This window comes from Mesorhizobium sp. YC-39 (assembly GCF_025753795.1).
In the GTDB taxonomy this organism is placed as follows: Bacteria; Pseudomonadota; Alphaproteobacteria; order Rhizobiales; family Rhizobiaceae; genus Mesorhizobium.
Genome location: NZ_JAOWPS010000002.1, coordinates 727,640 through 747,500, shown reverse-complemented (window position 1 = coordinate 747,500; position 19,861 = coordinate 727,640). Strand labels below are relative to the sequence as shown.

The window sequence follows — 19,861 nt, the reverse complement described above, 5'->3', positions numbered from 1 at the left end:
ACGTCCGTCGTGAAAAGGGAAACAACCCTGACCTACAGCTAAGGTCCCCAAGTTATGGCTAAGTGGGAAAGGATGTGAGGATCCCAAAACAACCAGGATGTTGGCTTAGAAGCAGCCATCATTTAAAGAAAGCGTAACAGCTCACTGGTCTAAATAAGGGTCTTTGCGCCGAAAATGTAACGGGGCTAAAGCCATACACCGAAGCTTAGGGTTCGTAGCAATACGAGCGGTAGCGGAGCGTTCTGTAAGCTGATGAAGCCATACCCGTGAGGGGTGGTGGAGGTATCAGAAGTGCGAATGCTGACATGAGTAACGTAAGGGGAGTGAGAGACTCCCCCGCCGAAAGACCAAGGGTTCCTGCTTAAAGTTAATCTGAGCAGGGTTAGCCGGCCCCTAAGACGAGGCGGAAACGCGTAGTCGATGGGAACCACGTTAATATTCGTGGGCCTGGAGGTAGTGACGGATCATTAAGGTAGTCCAATCTTATCGGATTGAAAGGGCTGCTGCGTGGTTCCAGGAAATAGCTCCTCCTTATAGACCGTACCCGAAACCGACACTGGTGGTCTGGTAGAGTATACCAAGGCGCTTGAGAGAACTATGCTGAAGGAACTCGGCAAATTGCACGCGTAACTTCGGAAGAAGCGTGACCCTTTTCTGCGCAAGCAGAGGAGGGTGGCACAGACCAGGGGGTAGCGACTGTTTATCAAAAACACAGGGCTCTGCGAAGTCGCAAGACGACGTATAGGGTCTGACGCCTGCCCGGTGCTGGAAGGTTAAGAGGAGGGGTGCAAGCTCTGAATCGAAGCCCCAGTAAACGGCGGCCGTAACTATAACGGTCCTAAGGTAGCGAAATTCCTTGTCGGGTAAGTTCCGACCTGCACGAATGGCGTAACGACTTCCCCGCTGTCTCCAGCATAGACTCAGTGAAATTGAATTCCCCGTGAAGATGCGGGGTTCCTGCGGTTAGACGGAAAGACCCCGTGCACCTTTACTATAGCTTTACATTGGCATTCGTAGTGGCATGTGTAGGATAGGTGGTAGGCTTTGAAACCTGGGCGCCAGCTCAGGTGGAGCCACCCTTGAAATACCACCCTTATTACTATGGATGTCTAACCGCGGCCCGTTATCCGGGCCCGGGACAATGTATGGTGGGTAGTTTGACTGGGGCGGTCGCCTCCTAAAGAGTAACGGAGGCGCGCGATGGTGGGCTCAGAACGGTCGGAAATCGTTCGCTGAGTGCAATGGCATAAGCCTGCCTGACTGCGAGACTGACAAGTCGAGCAGAGACGAAAGTCGGTCATAGTGATCCGGTGGTCCCGCGTGGAAGGGCCATCGCTCAACGGATAAAAGGTACGCCGGGGATAACAGGCTGATGACCCCCAAGAGTCCATATCGACGGGGTTGTTTGGCACCTCGATGTCGACTCATCGCATCCTGGGGCTGGAGCAGGTCCCAAGGGTATGGCTGTTCGCCATTTAAAGCGGTACGTGAGTTGGGTTCAGAACGTCGTGAGACAGTTCGGTCCCTATCTGCCGTGGGTGTAGGAATATTGAAAGGATCTGTCCCTAGTACGAGAGGACCGGGATGGACGGATCTCTGGTGGACCTGTTGTGGCGCCAGCCGCATAGCAGGGTAGCTATATCCGGACGGGATAACCGCTGAAGGCATCTAAGCGGGAAACCCACCTTAAAACGAGTATTCCCTGAGAACCGTGGAAGACGACCACGTTGATAGGCCGGGTGTGGAAGAGCGGCAACGCTTGAAGCTTACCGGTACTAATAGTTCGATCGGCTTGATCGTTCTCATTCCTTATGCCCATTTCTGGCGACAATCCTTTGGATTGCGCCGAGATGGATGGCACGAATAGACAGCTTCTCGATATAAACATGCGTTTTGCCGACCTGGTGGTTATGGCGGAGCGGCTGCACCCGATCCCATTCCGAACTCGGCCGTGAAACGCTCCAGCGCTGATGGTACTTCGTCTCAAGACGCGGGAGAGTAGGTCGCTGCCAGGTCTGCCAAACGCATGTTTAGAAAATCTTCTCCTCACGATAAGGCCCGCCAACGGGATTTCGGGCCGCGCAAGCGGCCCTTTCATTTGGCCAAGGCTTGAATCTGGTAAGCTTAGGCTTACTTCTAGGGTTGACGCGGGGTGGAGCAGCCCGGTAGCTCGTCAGGCTCATAACCTGAAGGTCACAGGTTCAAATCCTGTCCCCGCAACCAAATACCAAAACGGCCCGCCTTGTGCGGGCCGTTTTCGTTTGGCTGTGCTTTTTTGATCTGCATCAGGGCTGCTGAGCGCTGCCACTGCATAGAGCGGCCACGTGACGCCCAAATTTCGCTATGCCGCTGATATCGACGCCCTTGTGGAGGCAACGGTCACCAGGCACTCCTCCGATCGCAGCAGGCCCAGTGCCTCTTTGGAGACGCTGTCGTCGGTGATGACTTCGTCAATCTCGGAGATATCACAGAGCGTGCAGAAGCCAGGCGCCGTAAATTTCGAACCGTCTACAAGCAGAATTGTTCGCCGCGCTGAAGCAATCATGGCTCGTTTCAGGGATGCAACCTCAAGCGCCGTCTCGGTGAGCAGGGTGCCGGTTACCGCTGATGCGCCCGTCATGCAAAGGTCGGCGTGGAGCGTCCTTATGAAGCTCTCACCCGGCTCGCCGGCGAGATGGCGATAGCCCGGCCGGACGGTGCCGCCGGGCAGGATGATGCGCCAGGATTTGATATCCGCTGCAAAGTCGGCGATCTGCAGGCTGTTGGTCACTACGGTCAGAGGCAGATCGCGCTCGGCAGCCGCGCGAACCGCCTCCATGACCGTTGAGGAACTATCGAAGATAACACTGTCTCGCGCACTGAGGCGCAGGGCGGCCTCGCGGCCGATCGCCACCTTTTCCGCGTGCTGGAGTTCGGCGTTGACCGTCATCTCCCTTTCGAAGGTGGCCCGCATCGGCTGAAGCAGATGCGCACCGCCATGGGTACGTTCCAGATAGCCCTTTTCCACGAGATCCTCGAGGTCGCGCCGAACGGTCGATTGAGAACCGCCGATCGTGTCAGCCAGTTCCTGGATGCTGGCCGCTCCATTGATCCGCAGATGCTCCAAGATCAGAGCCCGCCGTTTGGCCGGAACGATGTCGACGCGCTTGCTCGGAGAGTCCATGCATCACCCGGTTGGTGGCCGGCAATGATTCCGGCCGGTTTCCGATCAATTTCGGTCAATCTCTACCAAATCGTATACCCGCAATCCACCACGACCACGGAGCCGGTCATCGCACTGGAGGCACTGGAGGCGAGAAAGAGGATGGGAGCTGCGATCTCGTCCGCCCGCGCGACGCGCTTCATCGGCGTCATGTCCATCCAGACCGGCATGAGGTTGTCGTCCGTGAAGCCGTCGCGGGACATGACCGTGTCCACGTAGGTCGGAGCCACGCAGTTGACGCGCACGCCCCGCTCCGCCCATTCGCCGGCAAGCGACCGTGTCATGTGATGAACGGCCGCCTTGGCCGCATTGTAGTGCGCCTGACGCTGCGGCTTGTTCGAGATCAGGCCGGACATGGAGCCGAGCGTCACGATCGAGCCACGACCGCGTTCCAGCATCGGCCTGGCGAATTCCCGGCATGACCAGTAGGCACCGTTGAGATCGACATCGACAACCTTCAGCCAGACCTCATCGCTCATCTCCTCGCCACCTGTATCCGGCCAGGCGATGCCGGCATTGGCAATCAGGATATCGACGGCCTGATATCGCTCATTGGCTGATCGGGCGGCCGCCGCGACTGCCTTGGAATCGGTAACATCGAGCACGACAGCGTCGACCGTATAGCCTTTCTCGGTCAATTCCCGCCGGCCGACTTCGAGCACGTCGGGGTTCATGTCCGAAATGATCACCCGCGCGCCAGCTTCGGCCAGCGCCTCGGCTGTCGCCAGGCCGATGCCGCGCCCTCCGCCGGTGATGAATGCCGTTTGTCCATCCAGGCGGAATCGTTCGAGATACATCGGATCTTCCTTCATGCTTGTTTGAGGGCGGTGCGCGTGTCGGCCCGGCTGTGCCGGCCAAGCATCAGCAGGCAGCCGGCCGTGAAACTGTCGCCGAGGCCAAGTGTGGTGGCGGGCTTTTCGACGTAAGGCGAAGCGCATGCGACGAAGGACCAGCGCCCCTTGCGCACCGGCACCTCGAATGGCACGGCGTGGAACTGTACCTCGGGTGCGGTCGTAATGATTTCGGCGGGTGCGCCGGTTGCGGCGCGTGAGCTGGCGATGGCGCAGCCAGCCATCAAGGCAAGTTCCTCCTCGCGCGGATCGTTGACGGTAATGGCCGCAGCCCAGGTGTCGGCGTGAACGCAGACGCGTTCAAGGTCCAGGCGCTCTGCGAGCGCCATCATCGCCTCCTGGGGTGACTGGGCCGAAGGGTCCATGGCGAGAAGCTCGGAATGGCTCATGCCGAGAGAGGTGATCGTGCCTTTTGCGTGAGCGAGCAATTCCTCCACGGCGGCCAGCGAGGCGTAACCGGCAAGCTCGAAATGGATGGTCTTGAGCCCCGCCGCCTTCCAGGCCCGGCTGAGAGCGAAGACATGCCGGCTGGCCGCGTCGACATTCTCCACCGCTTCGTCATTGAGGCCGGAAAGCAAGCCGGCGGCAGCCGATGACGCCAATTGCCGGGACAATGCCTCGAAATCGGCATCGCGCTGGATGCCCCGATCGCAGAAGCGGACGATAACGCGTGACGAGCGCCGAGGCATCAGCGTGCCGATCGGCTGGCCTGCCGTGTACTCGAAGATGAATATCTCGGGAATGTGCGGTCCGGCTGGGCTGATCGCGTCGACCGTCTTCAACATACCGCCCTCGGCGAGCAGAACGCCGCTCGGGATTTGCCGTAGCATCTGCTCATTGCGATCCTCGAGCGCGATCAGCGCAGGCACGCCTAGCCGCGAGAGAACCCAGGCGGCCTGCGGGCCGGTTCCGCCGAGCGCGTAGCGCGGCTCAAGCCGCTCGCGGAGCCAGGCCGGACCCTGCGGCCATTCAAAACGGACCTCGCCGCCGATACCGCGCGCGGCGCGTGAGAGCAGAAGCGATGCAAGTTCACCAGCCGGGCTTGCCGTGGGCGCATCCAGCAAGGGCTGAATGTCGCGCATGTCGACCCTGGCATCCACGCAGGCACTTATGCCGCACAAAACCAATCCGGATTGGGACAGGGTGCTCGCGCTCAACGGACCCGATCGCGGGTCTGTCAGGGCGGCATAGCGATCGGCCCATGATCCAGTGAAGATCTCTTTCATGGCCGCGTAAATCCTCCCTACCCGGCAATGATGTCAATTGCTACCATTATCTTCCAAATCGTCAATGCGCTTTTGCGGAAGTCCATCAAAATTACGCATATTTGGCGAATTCGGATAGCGTCCGTAGTCATGAAGGCGAAAGTGCCTATTCCTCCTCGCGCACATGGCATGGGCATTCTGGAATGCCGGTTTCCTATTATAGGTTATTGAAAACAGGGGTATTTTTTAGGAGCCAGGTAATGAATACCCGCTCATCAGAACCTGAAGTTAGATGGCGATTGTCAAAATTTCGAAAGAGTTAGATAGCTATTGACAGATTATGAAAAGAATCGGCATATGTCTGCAGGTCTTTGGCGGCGAGAGGACGTGCGCCTGCGGCCCGAGCCGTCCAGAATTTGAGGAACACCGATGGTCACGAGACTCGATAGAAAACTGGCGAACATCCGGGCAGGGCGCTACAAGCCCACGGACTTCATCATCGCCGATGCCAAGGACAGCGATGTGGGAGCGGGCGTGACCGCAACCGGGTTCGACTATTCGGCAAAACCGCCGCGCCGCCGCAGCCGCCAGGAATTCATCGCGCAGATCGAGGCGATCATCAGGCAGGATATCGTCGACATCATGCTGGTGTCGCAATCGAATCTCGAATTGCTGGACGAACGTGCCGCCTTTCTTGGCAGCGAGGTGAAGCCGGCGATCCGCGCCAATCTCGAAACCATGTGCTGGGGGGCGGTCCGGCATGGTGTCTATACGCAGACGCCATCCATTCCCTTTCGCGATGCCAATCTCGCCCGCCTCGTCGCCAACTATCCGACGAGCGGCACGAATCTTGGCCTGTACTCGGTCTCGTTCAGCAACAATATCGAGCTCGATATCCGGACATTGAACGCCTTTGCCGAATTCCGGGCAGAGGCTGCCAGGCACAATTTCAAATATTTCTACGAGGTCTTCAATCCAAGCGTCGACATCGGGCTCAGCCGTGACGAGATCGGCGAGTTCGTCAACGATAATATCATCAAGTCGCTGGCAAGCGTGCCGCGAGCCGATCGGCCGCTTTTCCTTAAAACCCCCTACAACGGACCGAAGGCGCTGGAGGAGCTCGTCAATTTCGATTCCGAGCTCATTGTCGGTGTGCTCGGCGGTGGTGCCGGCACAACGCGCGATACTTTCGAGCTCGTCGCTCAATCCGAGCGTTACGGGGCGCGGCTGGCCCTCTTCGGGCGCAAGATCAATCTCGCCGAGGCGCCGCTTCAACTGATCATTCTGATGCGAGCTGTCGCCGACGGGGAGATGGGGCCGGAAGAGGCTGTCCGCGCCTATCACGGTGAACTGCAGAAGCTGGGCCTTGCCCCCAACCGGTCGCTGGCGGACGACCGGGCCATTACGGAGGACGTCTTGAAGGTCGCGGCGGCGAAGGCTGCCTGAGGCTGATAGGGAGACGCCATGTCGTCTCCTTCGGAACGTGACCCCGTGGGGTCACGGCGCCCGCGGGTAAGAGGCCGCGAGGCGCGCATGCTTGGAGAAAAAAGGGAGGAACATAATGAGGAAAATGCTGTTTCTTGCGACGACCATCCTTACGGCGGCTCTTGCCGCCGGTTCGGCCTGGGCGGACGAGAAGGAAGTGACGGTCTGGTCCTGGTTCATCCAGAGCACGATGGACAAGTCGATCGCGGCTTTCGAGAAGGCCCATCCGGACATCAAGGTCAAATACACCTACTACAACTATTCTCCTGAATACATCACGGCACTGAAGGCGGCGGCGGCTTCAGGCAGCCTGCCTGATGTCATCGGCCTACAGCCGGGATCGCTGACGCAGCAGTACCGCGACAATCTGGAGGCGGTGAATGAGCGCGCCGAGAAGGAATGGGGCGCGGGCTGGGCGGAGAAGATCTTCCCGGTCAACCGCAAGCAGATGCAGATGGGCAATCCGAAGGGCGACAAGAATTACTACATCGTCCCCCAGGAATCGCAGGTCCTCTGCATCTGGTACAACCGCAAGATCTTCGAAAAGCTCAACATTGCCGCGCCGGAGACCTACGAGGAGCTCAAGGCGGCGGCCAAGGCGCTGACCGACGGCGGCTATATCCCGATGTTCCAGGGAGCGGCCGACGGCTGGCAGAACGAGAACGTGTTCTTGATGCTCGCCAATCAGTTCTCGCCCGGCATCGTCGACAAGGCACAGGCTGGCGAGACGCCATGGACCGCACCGGAACTCGTCGAGGCCATGAAGGCCTGGAAGGGCCTCTTCGACGACGGCATCTTCCAGCAGGGCGCGCTTGGCGCCCATGCCTATCCGACGGGCGCCCAGCTCTTCGCGCAAGGCAAGGTCGGCATGATGGCGCTCGGCTCGTGGTGGATGCAGGAAAGCAAATTCCCGCCGCCGCTTTCGGAGTATGTTCAGAACATGGAAGGCTTCGACTTCTTCTACATGCCGCCGGTCAAGCAAGGCAATACGGCCAGCCCGCCGGTCGGTGGCATCGACATCGGCTACGGGCTGACAAAGAATGGCGGAAGGAACCCGGCTGCATGGACCTTCCTCGCGGAACTGACCAATGGCGTCGGCCTGCAGGAAGCGCTGAACGACCTCAATGATCTGCCGGCTTTCGACGGCCACTCACCGAAGGGCGATATCACCGACCACGTGAAGGAGATGTCGGCCCGCTTCATGACTGACCTGCCAAAGGCCGAGAATCAGAGGTTTGCGTCGCCGGCTGTCGCCGAGGCGCTGGACAACGCCCTTGCCGGTGTCGCGGCCGGCAGCACCGAGCCGGAGGCGGCGCTCGCTACCGTGCAGGCCGCGACCGAAAAGGCGCTCGCCGCTCAATGAACCGCAGCGGCCGACCGGGCGCTTTCGAGCGCCCGGTCCCTGTTGATCTGATAGGGTGAGCATTATGCGCGCAGAAGCCGTGCGAGCCGGACCCGCGGCGGCGATCGAACGGCGGCCGGCATCGAGAACCTCAACGCTTTATCTCTTCGCTGTGCCGGCGACCCTTCTGTTTGTCGTTTTCATTGCCTATCCGATCCTCTGGGTGGCCGGACAGAGCCTCTACGTTCGTTCGGGCAGCGGCGCATCCTCCTTCGCCGGCTTCGCGAACTATGTGACGGTCCTCGGTGATCCGACTTTCTGGATCGTGGTGCGCAACATGCTCTTGTGGGGCGTGATCACCATTCCGGTGCAGATGCTTATCGGCGGGGTGCTTGCCTATTTCATCGAGCGGCACACCCATGCCCTGCGCGGCTTCTTCCGCACCATGTTCTTTCTGCCGGTCGTCACCTCGGTTTCGGTCATCAGCCTGGTCTGGGTGCAGATCTATGCGCCTTACTATGGCATTGCCCAGGAATATCTGAAGCATGTCGGGTTCGTCATGATGACCTCGCCGATCGGTGACCCGAAGATGGCGATCTACGCGCTTATCATCGTCAACATCTGGCAATGGACCGGCTTCTCGATGCTCATGTACATCGCCGGCATTGCAAACCTGCCGAGCGAGGTGCTGGACGCGGCGCGCGTCGACGGGGCGAGGGGCTGGCGGCTCGCGGTGCATGTCATCGTGCCGATGCTGGCGCCGGCGACCAAGTCGTTGCTGCTGCTCGGCGTCATCGGCACGTTGCAGACCTTCCCGATCGTCCATCTGATGACCGGCGGCGGCCCGAACCGCGCCAGCGAGGTGTTCGGCACATTCATCTTCAAGCAGAGCTTCGTGCTCGGCGACACCGGCAGCGGTGCGGCACTTTCCGTCATCGTGCTGGTCGTCGCGCTGGCCCTGTCGCTGCTCCAGATCGTGACGCTCGGCGCCCGCCTGACGCCGGCCGGAAAGGAGCGGCCGTGACCCCGCTTGCCCGCTCCCGTCTTCGCAGCACCGTGATCCACATGGTTCTCTTCATCGTGCTCGGCTTCTGGATGATCCCGCAGGTCTACATGCTGTCGATCGGTCTCAGGACGCCGGCCCAGGCCTTCGATGCGGCACTCTTCACATGGCCGGTCACCTTCGACAACTTCGTCACGGTCATCCGTGACAATCCGCTCGGTGGCATCTTCCTCAACAGCCTCATCGTGACGGTCGCGACCGTGGCGATCGTGGTGGCCGTCTCCTCGCTCTTCGCCTTCGCCTGCGCCATCCTGCGGCTCAAGGGCTCGCTCTTCCTCTACACGACGCTGCTCACGACACTCATGGTGCCGCTCGCCTCCATGGTGCTGCCGCTTGCCATCCTGCTCAAGAATTTCGGCTGGGTGAACACCTATATCGGCCTGATCCTGCCCTATGCGGCGCTCGGCGTACCCTTTGCCATGGTCATCCTCAAATCCTTCCTGGAGGATGCGCCCCGCGAGCTTTTCGAAGCCGCGCGCGTCGATGGCTGCAATGCCTGGCAGACCTATTGGCACGTGGCGCTGCCGCTGGTCAGGCCGGCGCTTGTCTTCGTCACGATCTGGCAGTTCATCGTCACCTGGAACGAATTCTTCCTCGCCCTCATTGTGCTCACCAAGGCCGAGATGAAGACACTCACCATCGTGCCGATGCAGTATTCGGGCCTGTACATGGCCAATCCCGGCGCGCTGTTTGCGGTGCTCACGCTGATCGCGCTTCCCCTCATCCTCCTTTATGTGCTGGTCCAGCGCGCCTTCGTGCGTGGGCTGCTCGCCGGCGCGGTGAAAGGCTAGACCCATGGCAACGCTTTCGATCGACAAGATTACCAAGGCTTTCGGCAGCGTGATGGTCATTCCCGAGCTGTCGCTCACCATCCCCGACGGCGAATTCTGCGTGCTTGTGGGACCGTCGGGTTGCGGCAAGTCCACACTGCTGAGGATCATTGCCGGCCTGGAGCCGATCAATTCAGGGCGTATCCTGGTGGATGGCGTCGACATGAGCGATGCCGAGCCGCCGGAGCGCGGCGTGGCCATGGTCTTCCAGTCCTACGCGCTCTATCCGCATATGGATGTCGGCCGTAATATCGGCTTCGGCCTCGAGATCGCCCGCACCCCCTCGGCCGAGATTGCCGAGCGAGTGCGCCGGGCCGCCGACAAGCTGCGCCTGTCGTCCTATCTGCGGCGCAGGCCGCGCGAACTCTCTGGCGGTCAGCGGCAGCGCGTGGCGATCGGCCGGGCCATAACCCGCAAGCCGAAGCTCTTCCTGCTCGACGAGCCGCTCTCCAATCTCGATGCGGCGCTGCGTGTCGGCATGCGCGTCGAGATCGCGCGCCTCAAAGCCGAACTCGCTTCGACCATGATCTACGTCACCCATGACCAGGTGGAGGCGATGACGCTTGCCGACCGCATCGTCGTGATGGACGGCGGGCGGATCGAGCAGGTGGGCACGCCGCTCGAACTCTATCACCGACCCGCCAATCTGTTCGTCGCGGGCTTCATCGGCTCGCCTGCCATGAATTTCCTCAATGGCCGGGTCGCCTCCGTTCGGGACAAGCAAGCGACGGTCCATCTGGCACTAGGCCCCACGCTTGATGTCCCTGTCTCCAGGCCTCTCGAACCGGGTGACGAAGTCATCCTTGGCATTCGACCGGAACACGTTCTCATCTCGGCCGAGGAGCGCGCAGATGCGCATGTCGTGGAGGCGGGCGTCGTCGAGCTGCTGGGCAGCGATACCTTCATCCATGTGCGGGAGGGCGAAGAGAACCTCGTTATCCGCGACAGCAGTGGGCGCATGGCGCGCGCCGGGGATCGCATCGCGATCTCCTTGCCGTCTCCCGCCTGCCATCTCTTCGACAAGACTGGCCACAGAATCTCCGAAAATGCACCCGCGCGCTGGGAACCCATACCCGCAAAGGCGCGGATCAACTGACGGCAGCCAAGGAATACAAGGAGGAAAATATGACGGATTTCCAGGGGCGAACCATTCTGGTCACAGGCGGCAGCGGCGGCATCGGGGGCGCCGTCGTTCGCCATCTGGTGGCGGCCAATGCGGATGTCATCGCCGCAGGCCGTTCGCGCCAGGCGCTCGATGCGATCGCCGGGGAGACCGGCTGCCGCACCCTGACCTTCGATCTCGCCTCGGAGGAGGAAATCCGCAATGCCCTCGAAGGGCTCGATCTCTGGGGTGTCGTCAACAGCGGCGGCTTCGGCGGCGAAATCGCAACGCCGATGGATACCGACATCGCCATCTTCGACAAGGTCATCGCCATCAATGCGCGTGGCGCGCTGCTCGTCACCAAATATGCCACGCAGTCGATGGTTCGGCTGAGGAAAGGCGGTGCCATCGTCAACGTGTCGAGCCAGGCCGCGCTCGTTGCCCTGGAAGGGCACATTTCCTATGGATCGTCGAAGGCGGCGCTGGAAAACATCACGCGCGTTTCCGCCCTTGAGCTCGGCAAATACGGGATCCGTGTCAATAGCGTCAACCCGACGGTGGTGATGACGCCGATCTCTTCCGGCCATTGGAGCCAGCCGCATGTCGCGGAGCCGTTCCTGAAGCAGATGCCGCTCGGCCGCTGGGCCACCGAGGATGAAGTCGCGGCGCCGATTGTCTTCCTGCTCAGCGACGGAGCGTCGATGATTACCGGCGTCTCGTTGCCGATAGATGGCGGCTATACCTGTCGTTAAAGCGCGTCGCGTTTGAACGGAGTCAGACGTTGTGCCTATCGGCCTATGGCCGGTGGCTTGACGAGACAAGCTCGGCCTTGAGCCGGGCCGTCTCCAGCCCGATCGCGATGAAGCCGCGCGCATGGCGGGCCAACTGCATATTGTCGGCCCACAGGTTGCGCCAGATCGCGGTCTTCTTCGACAGGTTCTCGTCGACGATCTCCGACGAGAAGGATTCGAAGCTGAGGTCGTCATGATAGCCGATCGCGGTGAGCGCATCGAAGATCGCGGCAAAGTCGATATTGCCGGTGCCGAGGAAGCCGCGATGGCTCTCGCCGATGTGGACATAGCCGATCTTTTTCGCGGCATGGCGGATGGCCAATCCGACGTCGGCCTCCTCGACGTTCATGTGGAAAGTGTCGAGATGCAGGAAGATGTTGTCGGAGCCAGTGTCCTCGATGAAGGCCAGCCCTTGCGCCGCGGTGTTGAGCAGGTTGCTTTCGAAGCGGTTGACGATCTCGAGGTTGAGCGTGACGCCGGCGGTCTTGGCCGTCTCCGCCACCTCGGCAAGCGTCGAGGCGCTGCGGTTCCATTGGTCGCGCGTCGGCGCCTCGCTCTGCAATCCGTGACTGGTCGAGAGGATGCCGGCGACCTTGCTGCCGCCGAGATCGCGGGTCAGTGCGATCGTACGTTTCAGGATTTCGACGCCGTGTGCGGCAATCGTCCTGTCGGCGCTGGAAATGTCGCCATCGGCCGGCAGCCCGATGCTGATCGCCACGCCAAGATCGAGATCGGCGATGCGTTTGGCCAGCCTGCCGATATCGACATTGGCAGGGTCGAGATAGGAGAATTCGATCAGGTCGAAGCCGGCTTCCCTAGTGTTGGCCAGCGTGCGTTCAAGATCGCCCTGCGCCGAGCTTGCCGACCAGACGAAGGAATGGATGCCAATGCGCGACATGATCGTCTCCGGTTGCTCAGAACCATCGGACCCAAAGCGGGAACCGTTTTTGCAAATCCGCTGCTTAAAAAAGAGGTGCGGCCGGTCGTCCCGGCCGCACCAGGCTGGGAGGATTAGCGGGCCGCGGTCCAGCCCTTGTAGTCCTTCAGGTTCTCGGCCGTGATCAGCTTCGGATCGAGCAGGACGGTCGGCTCTGCCGGCTTCTTGCCGGCAAGCAGGTCAGCCGCCATCGTCAGAGACTGGCCGGCCATCACATAGGGGTCCTGCGAAGCCGACGCCTTGATCATCGAGGTACCGGAAGAGAGCTCCTTCTCGATGTCCGGCGCGCCGTCGACCGCGGTGAAGATGAACTCGGAACGGTTGAGCTGCTTGGCCGCAAGCTGGGCGCCGATCGCCGTCGGATCGTTGATGGCAAACACCGCATCGATCTTGTCGAAACGGGTGAGCAGCGACTGGAACACTTTCAGGCCGCCATCACGCGAGCCCTCGGCATTCTGGTCGTCGGACAGGATCTTGATGTCGGGATGCTTTGCAAGCACGTTCTTGCAGCCCTGCACCCGCTCGAGAATCGACGACGATGCCGGGCCGTTCAGGATGACGTAGTCGCCCTTGCCGCCGGTGTGGTCGACCAGATACTGGCAAGCCTCTTCGCCGGCCTTGACGTTGTTGGTCATCACGGTGACGTCGGCGCCTGGCGCCGAAACGTCGAAGGCGGCAACCACGATGCCCGCGGCTTGTGCCTTCTTCACCGCCGGCGCGATCGCCTTGGCGTCGACGGCGTTGAGCATGATCACGTCGACGCCGGCGGCGATGAAGGAATCGACCTGCGAGACCTGCTTGTTGAGGTCGTAGTCGGCCGATACCGACGTCACCTCGACATTCGGGTTGATCTTCTTGGCCGCATCCTCGATGCCCTTGATGGTGGCGACGAAGAATGGGTTGCCGAGCAGGCCGACCGAGATGCCGACCTTGTTCAGGTCTTTGGCCGAGGCCGGTGCGATGGCGACGGCCGCGAATGCGGCGCCGCAGAGCAGTTTGGCGATGGTCTTCATTACGCTTACTTCCTCCTGATGCCCCGCGCCTCTCACGGTGCGTTACACAAGCCGGTCGTTAATGCCGGCGACCAAGGTCAATCACGTTCTTGCTCCTGCCTGGAGCCTGTAGCGGTCGAGGGCGACCGCCACGATGATGACCAATCCCTTGATGATGTACTGCCAGATGTCGGAAACACCGGCCAAGATGAGCCCGTTGGAGAGCACCGCGATGATCAGGCCGCCGATCAGCGTGCCCCAGATCGAGCCGACGCCGCCGACGAAGCTGGTGCCGCCGAGAATGACCGCGGCGATGGCGTCGAGTTCGTAGGATTGTCCAAGCTGAAGCCCGTTGGCGGCGTAGAGACGTGCCGCCGACATGGCCCCGCCAAGGCCGGCCAGAAGACCGGAAACACCATAGACGAAGAGCAACACCAGCGGCACCTTGATGCCGGTGAGGCGGGCAGCCTCGGCATTGCCGCCGACGGCATAGATCCAGGTGCCGAGCACCGTGCGCTTGAGCACCAGCCAGGACAGCACGACAACCGTCAGCGCGATGATTACCAGCCACGGAATGCCGAACAGCGAACCGTTGCCGATGAAATCGAACGGCAGGTCCGAGTTGAACACCGTCGTGTCCTGGCCGAGCAGGCGGGCGACGCCGCGCACGGCGGTCAGCGATCCCAGTGTGACGATGAAGGGCGGCAGCTTGATATAGGCGACGAGCAGCCCGTTGATGAGACCGAAGCCGAGACCGACCAGAATGGCCGCCGGCACGCCGAGCATGCCCCAGTCCGGGATCAGCGACACCATCACCGCCACCATCGCCGAGGCGGCCAGAATCGAGCCGACGGACAGGTCGATGCCGCCGGTCAGGATGACGAAAGTCATGCCGGCCGCGAGCACGATGTTGATCGACGACTGCTGCGTGACGATGAGCAGATTGGTCTCGGTCAGGAAGCGCGGATTGATGAACTGGAAGCCGGCAGCCAGCAGGACCAGCACCGGCAGCATGCCGAGTGCGGCGAAGGCGGTGCGCAACCGCCGGCTCCTGGCGACAGCCTGATCGCTCGTACCGATTGTTCCGGTCGCCCTGTCGGTCATCCCTTGGCCGCTCCCGTTGCGAGTTCCATGATTTTCTCCTGGCTGAGCGGCTCGCCCTCGGATGCCGTCACCTCGCCCGATATGGCGCCGTCGCGCATCACCAGCACGCGGTCGGCGACGCCGATCACCTCCGGCAGTTCGCTGGAGATCATCAGGATGGCGATGCCCCTGTTGGCGAGATTGTCGATCAGCCGGTAGATTTCCGATTTCGCGCCGACATCGACGCCACGGGTCGGCTCATCGAGGATGAGGACACGCGGGTCGGTCTCGAGCAGGCGGGCAAGCAGCACTTTCTGTTGGTTGCCGCCCGACAGCGAACCGGCATTGGCCGCAACCGAACTGGTACGGATGGAGAGGTCGGAAACGGATTTGGCGGCACGCTTTTCGGCCGCTGTAAAGTCGCGGAAGCCGCCGGCCCGCGCGTCCCTTGCGAGCACGCCCATGCTGATGTTGTCGGAGATCGACATGTCGAGGAACAGGCCGAGCTCCTTGCGGTCCTCGGTGAGGTAAGCGATGCCGGCATCGAGCGCCTCGCGCGGCGAGCCGATGGCTACAGGCTTGCCATCGAGCTCCAGCGTGCCTGACGTATGCCGATCTGCACCGAAGATCAGCCGAGCAAGCTCGGTGCGACCGGAGCCGACAAGGCCTGCCAGCGCCAGTACTTCGCCCTTGTGCAGATCGAAGGAGCAGTCCTTCAGGAGCTTGCCGTCCGACATACCGCGCACCGAAAGCGCCACCGCGCGCTTTGCGTCCGGCGGGCGGTGATCCTTCTTGTAGAAGGCGGACAGGTCGCGGCCGACCATCATCGAGACGAGGCGCGAGGCGCTCAGGTCGGCGCGCTCGAGCGTGCCGACATAGCCGCTGTCACGCAGCACGCTGACGCGGTCGGCGAGCTGGTAGACCTCCTCCATGCGGTGGCTGATATAGATGATGGCGATGCCTTGCGACTTCAGCGTCGCGATGACCTCAAACAGCCGGTCGGTCTCGCGCGAGGTTAGCGACGTCGTCGGTTCGTCCATGACGATGATGCGCGCATTGGTCGACAGCGCGCGGGCAATCTCGACCAACTGGCGTTCGCCGAGCGACAGGCTGGAGACAAGGGCGCGCGCCGAGAAGGAGACGCCGAGGCGCGCGATGATCTCGTTGGCGCGCCGGTTGCACTGGTCGCGGTCGACGACGCCGAAACGCCGCGGCTCGTTACCGAGGAAGATGTTCTGCGCCACCGTCAGGTTGGGCGCCAGCGACAGTTCCTGATAGATGACCGCAATGCCCTGGGCGCGGGCCTTGATCGGGTTGCCGGTCACGCTAGGCGCGCCGTCGATCAGGATCTCGCCGCCAGGGTCAGGCCGGTAGGCGCCGGACAGCACCTTCATCAGCGTCGACTTGCCGGCGCCGTTCTCGCCCATCAGCGCATGCAGCTCGCCGGCATGAACGGTCAGTGACACGTCCTGCAGGGCGCGGATGGCGCCGAAGGTCTTCGAGATGTGCCGCATTTCCAGCACCGGCTGACGCGCCATGTCTGTCTGGGCAGCCGCGGCGGTCATCGCGCGCCTCCCACGGCAGCGCCAGCCATGCCGCGATCGGCGATCAGGCCGCGCCAGCGATCGCGGTAGCCGGCGAGGCCGGCGAAGGTCGAGGCGCGCACGGGCTCCGGCACTTCGGCGGCAAATTCGCGGCCGACGCTCTCGAAGGCGAGAGCGGCCGCCCCGGTGGCGCTGCCTTCCAGCGTGGCGCCTTGCATGAAGGCCTGGCCGGGACGGAGCTGCGCCAACAGGGAGGCTAGCAAGCCGCCATTGTTCAGCCCGCCATCGACGATCACGGTGTTGTTCGAATGGATCAGGTCGAGGCAGAGATCGATCATCAGCGCCACATAGAGCAGCGCCACGGCCGCGCGTTCCCCGGCGCTGGGCGTGCGCCCGGTGAGTTCGCCTGAGCGATGAGGCATCGGCCCGCCCGGGGCGAAGCTCGGTAGCGCCATGATGCCGGCGTCGATCACCTGCTGCACCGAGGAGCGGTCGATTGTGCCTTGCCAGTCGCCGCTGATGACAGCGAATTCGCGCCCACCCATGAAGCGGATGGTCGGTACCGGGCCGCCATCGACGTCGACATTGACGAGCATGTCGCGGTCGCGATCGAGCGCATCGAGCGGGCAGTCCGGATTGAGCACGACGACCCAGGTGCCGGTCGACACCACGGTGACCGGCCCCAACTCCTGCCGGCGATAGGCATGGAGCGCGGCGTTCGAGTCGTGGACGCCATTGTGGGTCGCGATCGGTCGCGCCGCACCGCCGAAGCGCTGCTCGCCGATGACGGCGCCGGCGCGCTCGAAGGCGGGCATCCGGTCGCGCCAGCCCTCGGCGTCGACTAGCGAGGAGAAGTCGCGCTTGCGCGGTGCCCACAAATGCGAGTGACAGCCGAGATAGGACACTTCCGAGACAGCCCGACCGCCGAAGCGCCAGCTCCAGTATTGCGGATAGCCGAGGATCGATTTCGCGGCGGTGAAGGCGCTCGGCTCCACCGCCTGCAGCCACAGCATGTGGCGACCATAGTTGAAGCCAAGCGGCAATTTCGGCGAGAAGGTCTCGGCAAAATCCGGAATGCGGCGATCGATCCTGGCGGCGATTTCGGCGGGCGGTTCCTGCTCGTAGTCGAGGATCGGATGCGTTAGGCGCGCGTCGTCGACCAGGGCAAAGGTGCAGCCATGGCCTGATACCATGAGTCCTTCCACACCGTGGCTATCGATTGCCTCGCCAACAGCTTGAACTGCCCAGTCGTGAAGCGCTGTCTCGTCGAGCACGCTGAAGCCATCTTGGCGTATCCAGCTGGGCTTGCTTCGACGCTCGTCGAGGATGCGTCCGTCCTGGGCGAAGACGAACAGCTTCGAATTGGTTTTGCCGAAGTCGAGCACGGCCATCTTCATTGGATGGCCCCCGAAGCAGAGGCGATCCGCACCATGACGCCTGCGTCCTCCAGCATGCGCGCGTCAGCGTCGGCGAGGCCGTCATCGGTGACAAGCGTGCCGATGCGCGTCAGCGGCAGCGCCACGTTGCGCGCGTGGATCGACAGCTTGCGGCTGTCGGCCAGCACCACGATCTGGTCGGCACAGAGGCTGAGATCGACGATCGAGCGGACCAGCAGCGGATGCGATTCCAGCACGCCTTCCTGGCCAAGGCCTTGTGCACCGAGAAAGAACTTCGAGGCATAGAAAGGCACGGTCTGGGCGAGCGAATGGATGATGCCGGGCTCGCGGTGCAGCTCGCCGCCGGCAACGGTCAGGCTGCAATGGCCGTGGTCGCTCAGATAGGCGGCGAGCGGCATCGAGTTGGTGTAGAGCCGGATGTTGCGGTCGGCGAGCTTGACGCCGAGATGAAAACAGGTCGAACCGCCGTGCACGATAACCGCGTCGCCGTCGCGCACCATGGTTGCAGCGACAGCGGCGATCTGCCGCTTGGCTTCGACCGCGAGGTCGCGGTTCTCGTCATAGGGCCGGGCATAGGCGACACCCGCCTGCGAGGCGCCATCGAGCGCGGAGATGCCGCCATAGACTTTCCGCGCTTCGCCGGCCTCGTCGATCCTGTCGATATCGCGCCTGACCGTCGCTGCCGACACGCCGAGCCGCTCCTGGAGCTCGCGCACCGAGGCGAAAGGCCGATCCCGCAAGAGCTCGACGATCTGACGCTGGCGGCCGGAGTCGCTCAACCGTTTTCCTCCTGAATGCCGTTCTGCAGCGGCGTTTGATGCAACTTACTCAACATTGATCAGATTGCAAGCTAGTTTGATGATGTTGGATCACTATTGACGTAACTCACTCGCATCTGCGATACCAGCACCAACAATTGTCCCGGTGACGGGACAGGCAAGCTGCGGGACACGTAGCCGGACTGCTGGAGGAAATGCGTGATGGCGACGCAAGCTGATGCGCTGGCGGATGCAAGGGAACTGGCCGCTTTGCGGACGCTTTCAGCCAGCATCGGCCGCGATCCGCATTTGACCCAGGCCGCCGGCGGCAACACCTCGCTGAAGGTTGGCGACACGCTCTGGATCAAGGCGTCCGGCACCTGGCTGAAGGATGCGCTCGCCGAGGATATCATGGTGCCAGTGGCGATCCCTCCGCTGCTGAGCGCCGTCCGACAGCGCGACCCGGCCGCCGACCGGCCGCAAGGTTTCGCCATCGAGGCGCTCAACCCGCGCGGGTTGCGCCCTTCGATCGAGACCACGGTGCATGCGCTGATGTCGCAGCGTGTCGTTCTGCATGTCCACTGCGTCGACACCATTTCGCTCGCGGTGCAGGCGGATGGCGAGGCTGAGGTCGCCAGGCGTCTCGGTGGCCTTGAATGGGCCTATGTTCCCTATCGTCGGCCGGGCCTGCCGCTGGCCCAGGGCATTGCCGAACGCCTTCGGCCGGGGGTCGATGTGCTGATCCTTGGCAATCACGGGCTGGTCGTCGCGGCCGAGACCGTCTCCGAGGCCGCGGCGCTGCTGCGCCGCGTCACACAGCTTCTAGCACGGCCGCCGCGCGAGGTGGCGGAACCGGATATAGCGGCATTGACGGCGCTTGCCGGAAACAGCGGTTACAGATTGCCGGCGGACATCGAGGCGCATGCGGTGGCGATCGATCCAGAGAGCCGCCGCATGGCATCGGGCGGCAGCCTCTATCCCGACCACGTCATCTTCCTCGGCCGAGGCTCCATCGTGGCCAGGCCCGGCGAGGATGTGGCCGGTATCATCGAGCGGCTGGGCACGGCGCCGGCGGCGATCCTGTTTCCCGGCCTTGGCGTGCTGATGCGCGGTGATGCCAGCGCCGGTGCCGATGCCATGCAGCGCTGCCTCGCCGACGTGACAGCGCGGGTCGACGCCACGGCGAGGTTGAACTACCTTACCGATGCCGAGAATGACGAATTAATCAACTGGGACGCCGAGCAGTATCGCCAGAAACTCAACGCCGCCGGCAACTGAC

16 protein-coding genes, 1 tRNA gene and 2 rRNA genes (1 of these 19 only partly in view) are annotated in these 19,861 nt (G+C 62.3%); 10 read left to right on the top strand and 9 right to left on the bottom strand.

Features of this window, described 5'->3' with window-relative positions:
• The 3 genes from OHD62_RS13045 to OHD62_RS13035 form a co-directional block, all read left to right on the top strand.
• Positions 1-1,800 (top strand): 23S ribosomal RNA (locus OHD62_RS13045) (it extends 998 nt beyond the left edge of the window).
• A 100-nt stretch (positions 1,801-1,900) separates the two neighbouring features.
• Positions 1,901-2,015: ribosomal RNA gene (gene rrf, locus OHD62_RS13040) — 5S ribosomal RNA — on the top strand.
• Positions 2,016-2,146: 131 nt separating this feature from the next.
• A tRNA-Met gene (locus OHD62_RS13035) sits at positions 2,147-2,223 on the top strand.
• A 118-nt stretch (positions 2,224-2,341) separates the two neighbouring features.
• Here OHD62_RS13035 and OHD62_RS13030 read toward each other — a convergent pair.
• The 3 genes from OHD62_RS13030 to OHD62_RS13020 form a co-directional block, all read right to left on the bottom strand.
• Entirely contained in the window at positions 2,342-3,163 is an 822-nt protein-coding gene (locus OHD62_RS13030; protein ID WP_263783164.1) for a DeoR/GlpR family DNA-binding transcription regulator, read from the bottom strand.
• A gap of 62 nt (positions 3,164-3,225) precedes the next feature.
• Positions 3,226-3,999 (bottom strand): SDR family NAD(P)-dependent oxidoreductase, encoded by a 774-nt coding sequence (locus OHD62_RS13025; RefSeq protein WP_263783163.1) that lies wholly within the window; start codon positions 3,997-3,999, stop codon positions 3,226-3,228.
• Positions 4,000-4,010: 11 nt separating this feature from the next.
• Positions 4,011-5,279 (bottom strand): ADP-dependent glucokinase/phosphofructokinase, encoded by a 1,269-nt coding sequence (locus tag OHD62_RS13020; protein WP_263783161.1) that lies wholly within the window; start codon positions 5,277-5,279, stop codon positions 4,011-4,013.
• A gap of 408 nt (positions 5,280-5,687) precedes the next feature.
• On the opposite strand from OHD62_RS13020, the gene OHD62_RS13015 reads away from it, so the two are divergent.
• From OHD62_RS13015 to OHD62_RS12990, 6 genes are all read left to right on the top strand, one after another.
• Complete coding sequence (locus tag OHD62_RS13015; RefSeq protein ID WP_263783160.1) at positions 5,688-6,704, top strand: hypothetical protein; 1,017 nt, start codon at positions 5,688-5,690, stop codon at positions 6,702-6,704.
• Positions 6,705-6,819: 115 nt separating this feature from the next.
• On the top strand, positions 6,820-8,106 hold the full coding sequence (locus OHD62_RS13010) for an ABC transporter substrate-binding protein (RefSeq protein ID WP_263783159.1): 1,287 nt from the start codon (positions 6,820-6,822) through the stop codon (positions 8,104-8,106).
• 64 nt (positions 8,107-8,170) lie between these two features.
• A complete protein-coding gene (locus OHD62_RS13005; RefSeq protein ID WP_263783158.1) occupies positions 8,171-9,109 on the top strand; it encodes a carbohydrate ABC transporter permease in 939 nt (312 codons plus the stop codon).
• The gene (locus OHD62_RS13000; RefSeq protein ID WP_263783157.1) at positions 9,106-9,939 is read left to right on the top strand and encodes a carbohydrate ABC transporter permease; all 834 of its coding nucleotides are present in this window, start codon (positions 9,106-9,108) and stop codon (positions 9,937-9,939) included. Before OHD62_RS13005 ends, OHD62_RS13000 begins: the two co-directional genes overlap by 4 nt.
• Positions 9,940-9,943: 4 nt before the next feature.
• Positions 9,944-11,074, top strand: coding sequence for an ABC transporter ATP-binding protein (locus tag OHD62_RS12995; RefSeq protein WP_263783156.1), 1,131 nt, complete (start codon positions 9,944-9,946; stop codon positions 11,072-11,074).
• Between the two features lie 29 nt (positions 11,075-11,103).
• Positions 11,104-11,832 carry an SDR family oxidoreductase gene (locus OHD62_RS12990; RefSeq protein WP_263783153.1) on the top strand — a complete coding sequence of 243 codons (729 nt, stop codon included), beginning with the start codon at positions 11,104-11,106 and terminating at the stop codon, positions 11,830-11,832.
• A gap of 43 nt (positions 11,833-11,875) precedes the next feature.
• Here OHD62_RS12990 and OHD62_RS12985 read toward each other — a convergent pair whose 3' ends face one another.
• The 6 genes from OHD62_RS12985 to OHD62_RS12960 all read right to left on the bottom strand — a co-directional run bounded on the left by OHD62_RS12985 (position 11,876) and on the right by OHD62_RS12960 (position 18,603).
• Positions 11,876-12,769 carry a sugar phosphate isomerase/epimerase family protein gene (locus OHD62_RS12985; protein ID WP_263783149.1) on the bottom strand — a complete coding sequence of 298 codons (894 nt, stop codon included), beginning with the start codon at positions 12,767-12,769 and terminating at the stop codon, positions 11,876-11,878.
• Positions 12,770-12,882: 113 nt separating this feature from the next.
• Complete coding sequence (locus tag OHD62_RS12980) at positions 12,883-13,821, bottom strand: ABC transporter substrate-binding protein (protein WP_107651296.1); 939 nt, start codon at positions 13,819-13,821, stop codon at positions 12,883-12,885.
• 81 nt (positions 13,822-13,902) lie between these two features.
• Positions 13,903-14,904, bottom strand: a complete 1,002-nt coding sequence (locus OHD62_RS12975) for an ABC transporter permease subunit (RefSeq protein WP_263783148.1) — start codon at positions 14,902-14,904, stop codon at positions 13,903-13,905.
• Positions 14,901-16,448: a sugar ABC transporter ATP-binding protein gene (locus tag OHD62_RS12970; protein WP_263783147.1), complete on the bottom strand. Its 1,548-nt coding sequence runs from the start codon at positions 16,446-16,448 to the stop codon at positions 14,901-14,903. Before OHD62_RS12970 ends, OHD62_RS12975 begins: the two co-directional genes overlap by 4 nt.
• Positions 16,445-17,824, bottom strand: coding sequence for an FGGY-family carbohydrate kinase (locus OHD62_RS12965; protein ID WP_263783146.1), 1,380 nt, complete (start codon positions 17,822-17,824; stop codon positions 16,445-16,447). The genes OHD62_RS12970 and OHD62_RS12965 overlap by 4 nt, the downstream gene beginning before the upstream one ends.
• Complete coding sequence (locus OHD62_RS12960; RefSeq protein ID WP_263783145.1) at positions 17,821-18,603, bottom strand: DeoR/GlpR family DNA-binding transcription regulator; 783 nt, start codon at positions 18,601-18,603, stop codon at positions 17,821-17,823. Before OHD62_RS12960 ends, OHD62_RS12965 begins: the two co-directional genes overlap by 4 nt.
• Positions 18,604-18,804: 201 nt before the next feature.
• Here OHD62_RS12960 and OHD62_RS12955 point away from each other — a divergent pair, with 201 nt between their 5' ends.
• On the top strand, positions 18,805-19,860 hold the full coding sequence (locus OHD62_RS12955; protein WP_263783143.1) for a class II aldolase/adducin family protein: 1,056 nt from the start codon (positions 18,805-18,807) through the stop codon (positions 19,858-19,860).
• The last annotated feature ends 1 nt before the right edge of the window (position 19,861 follow it).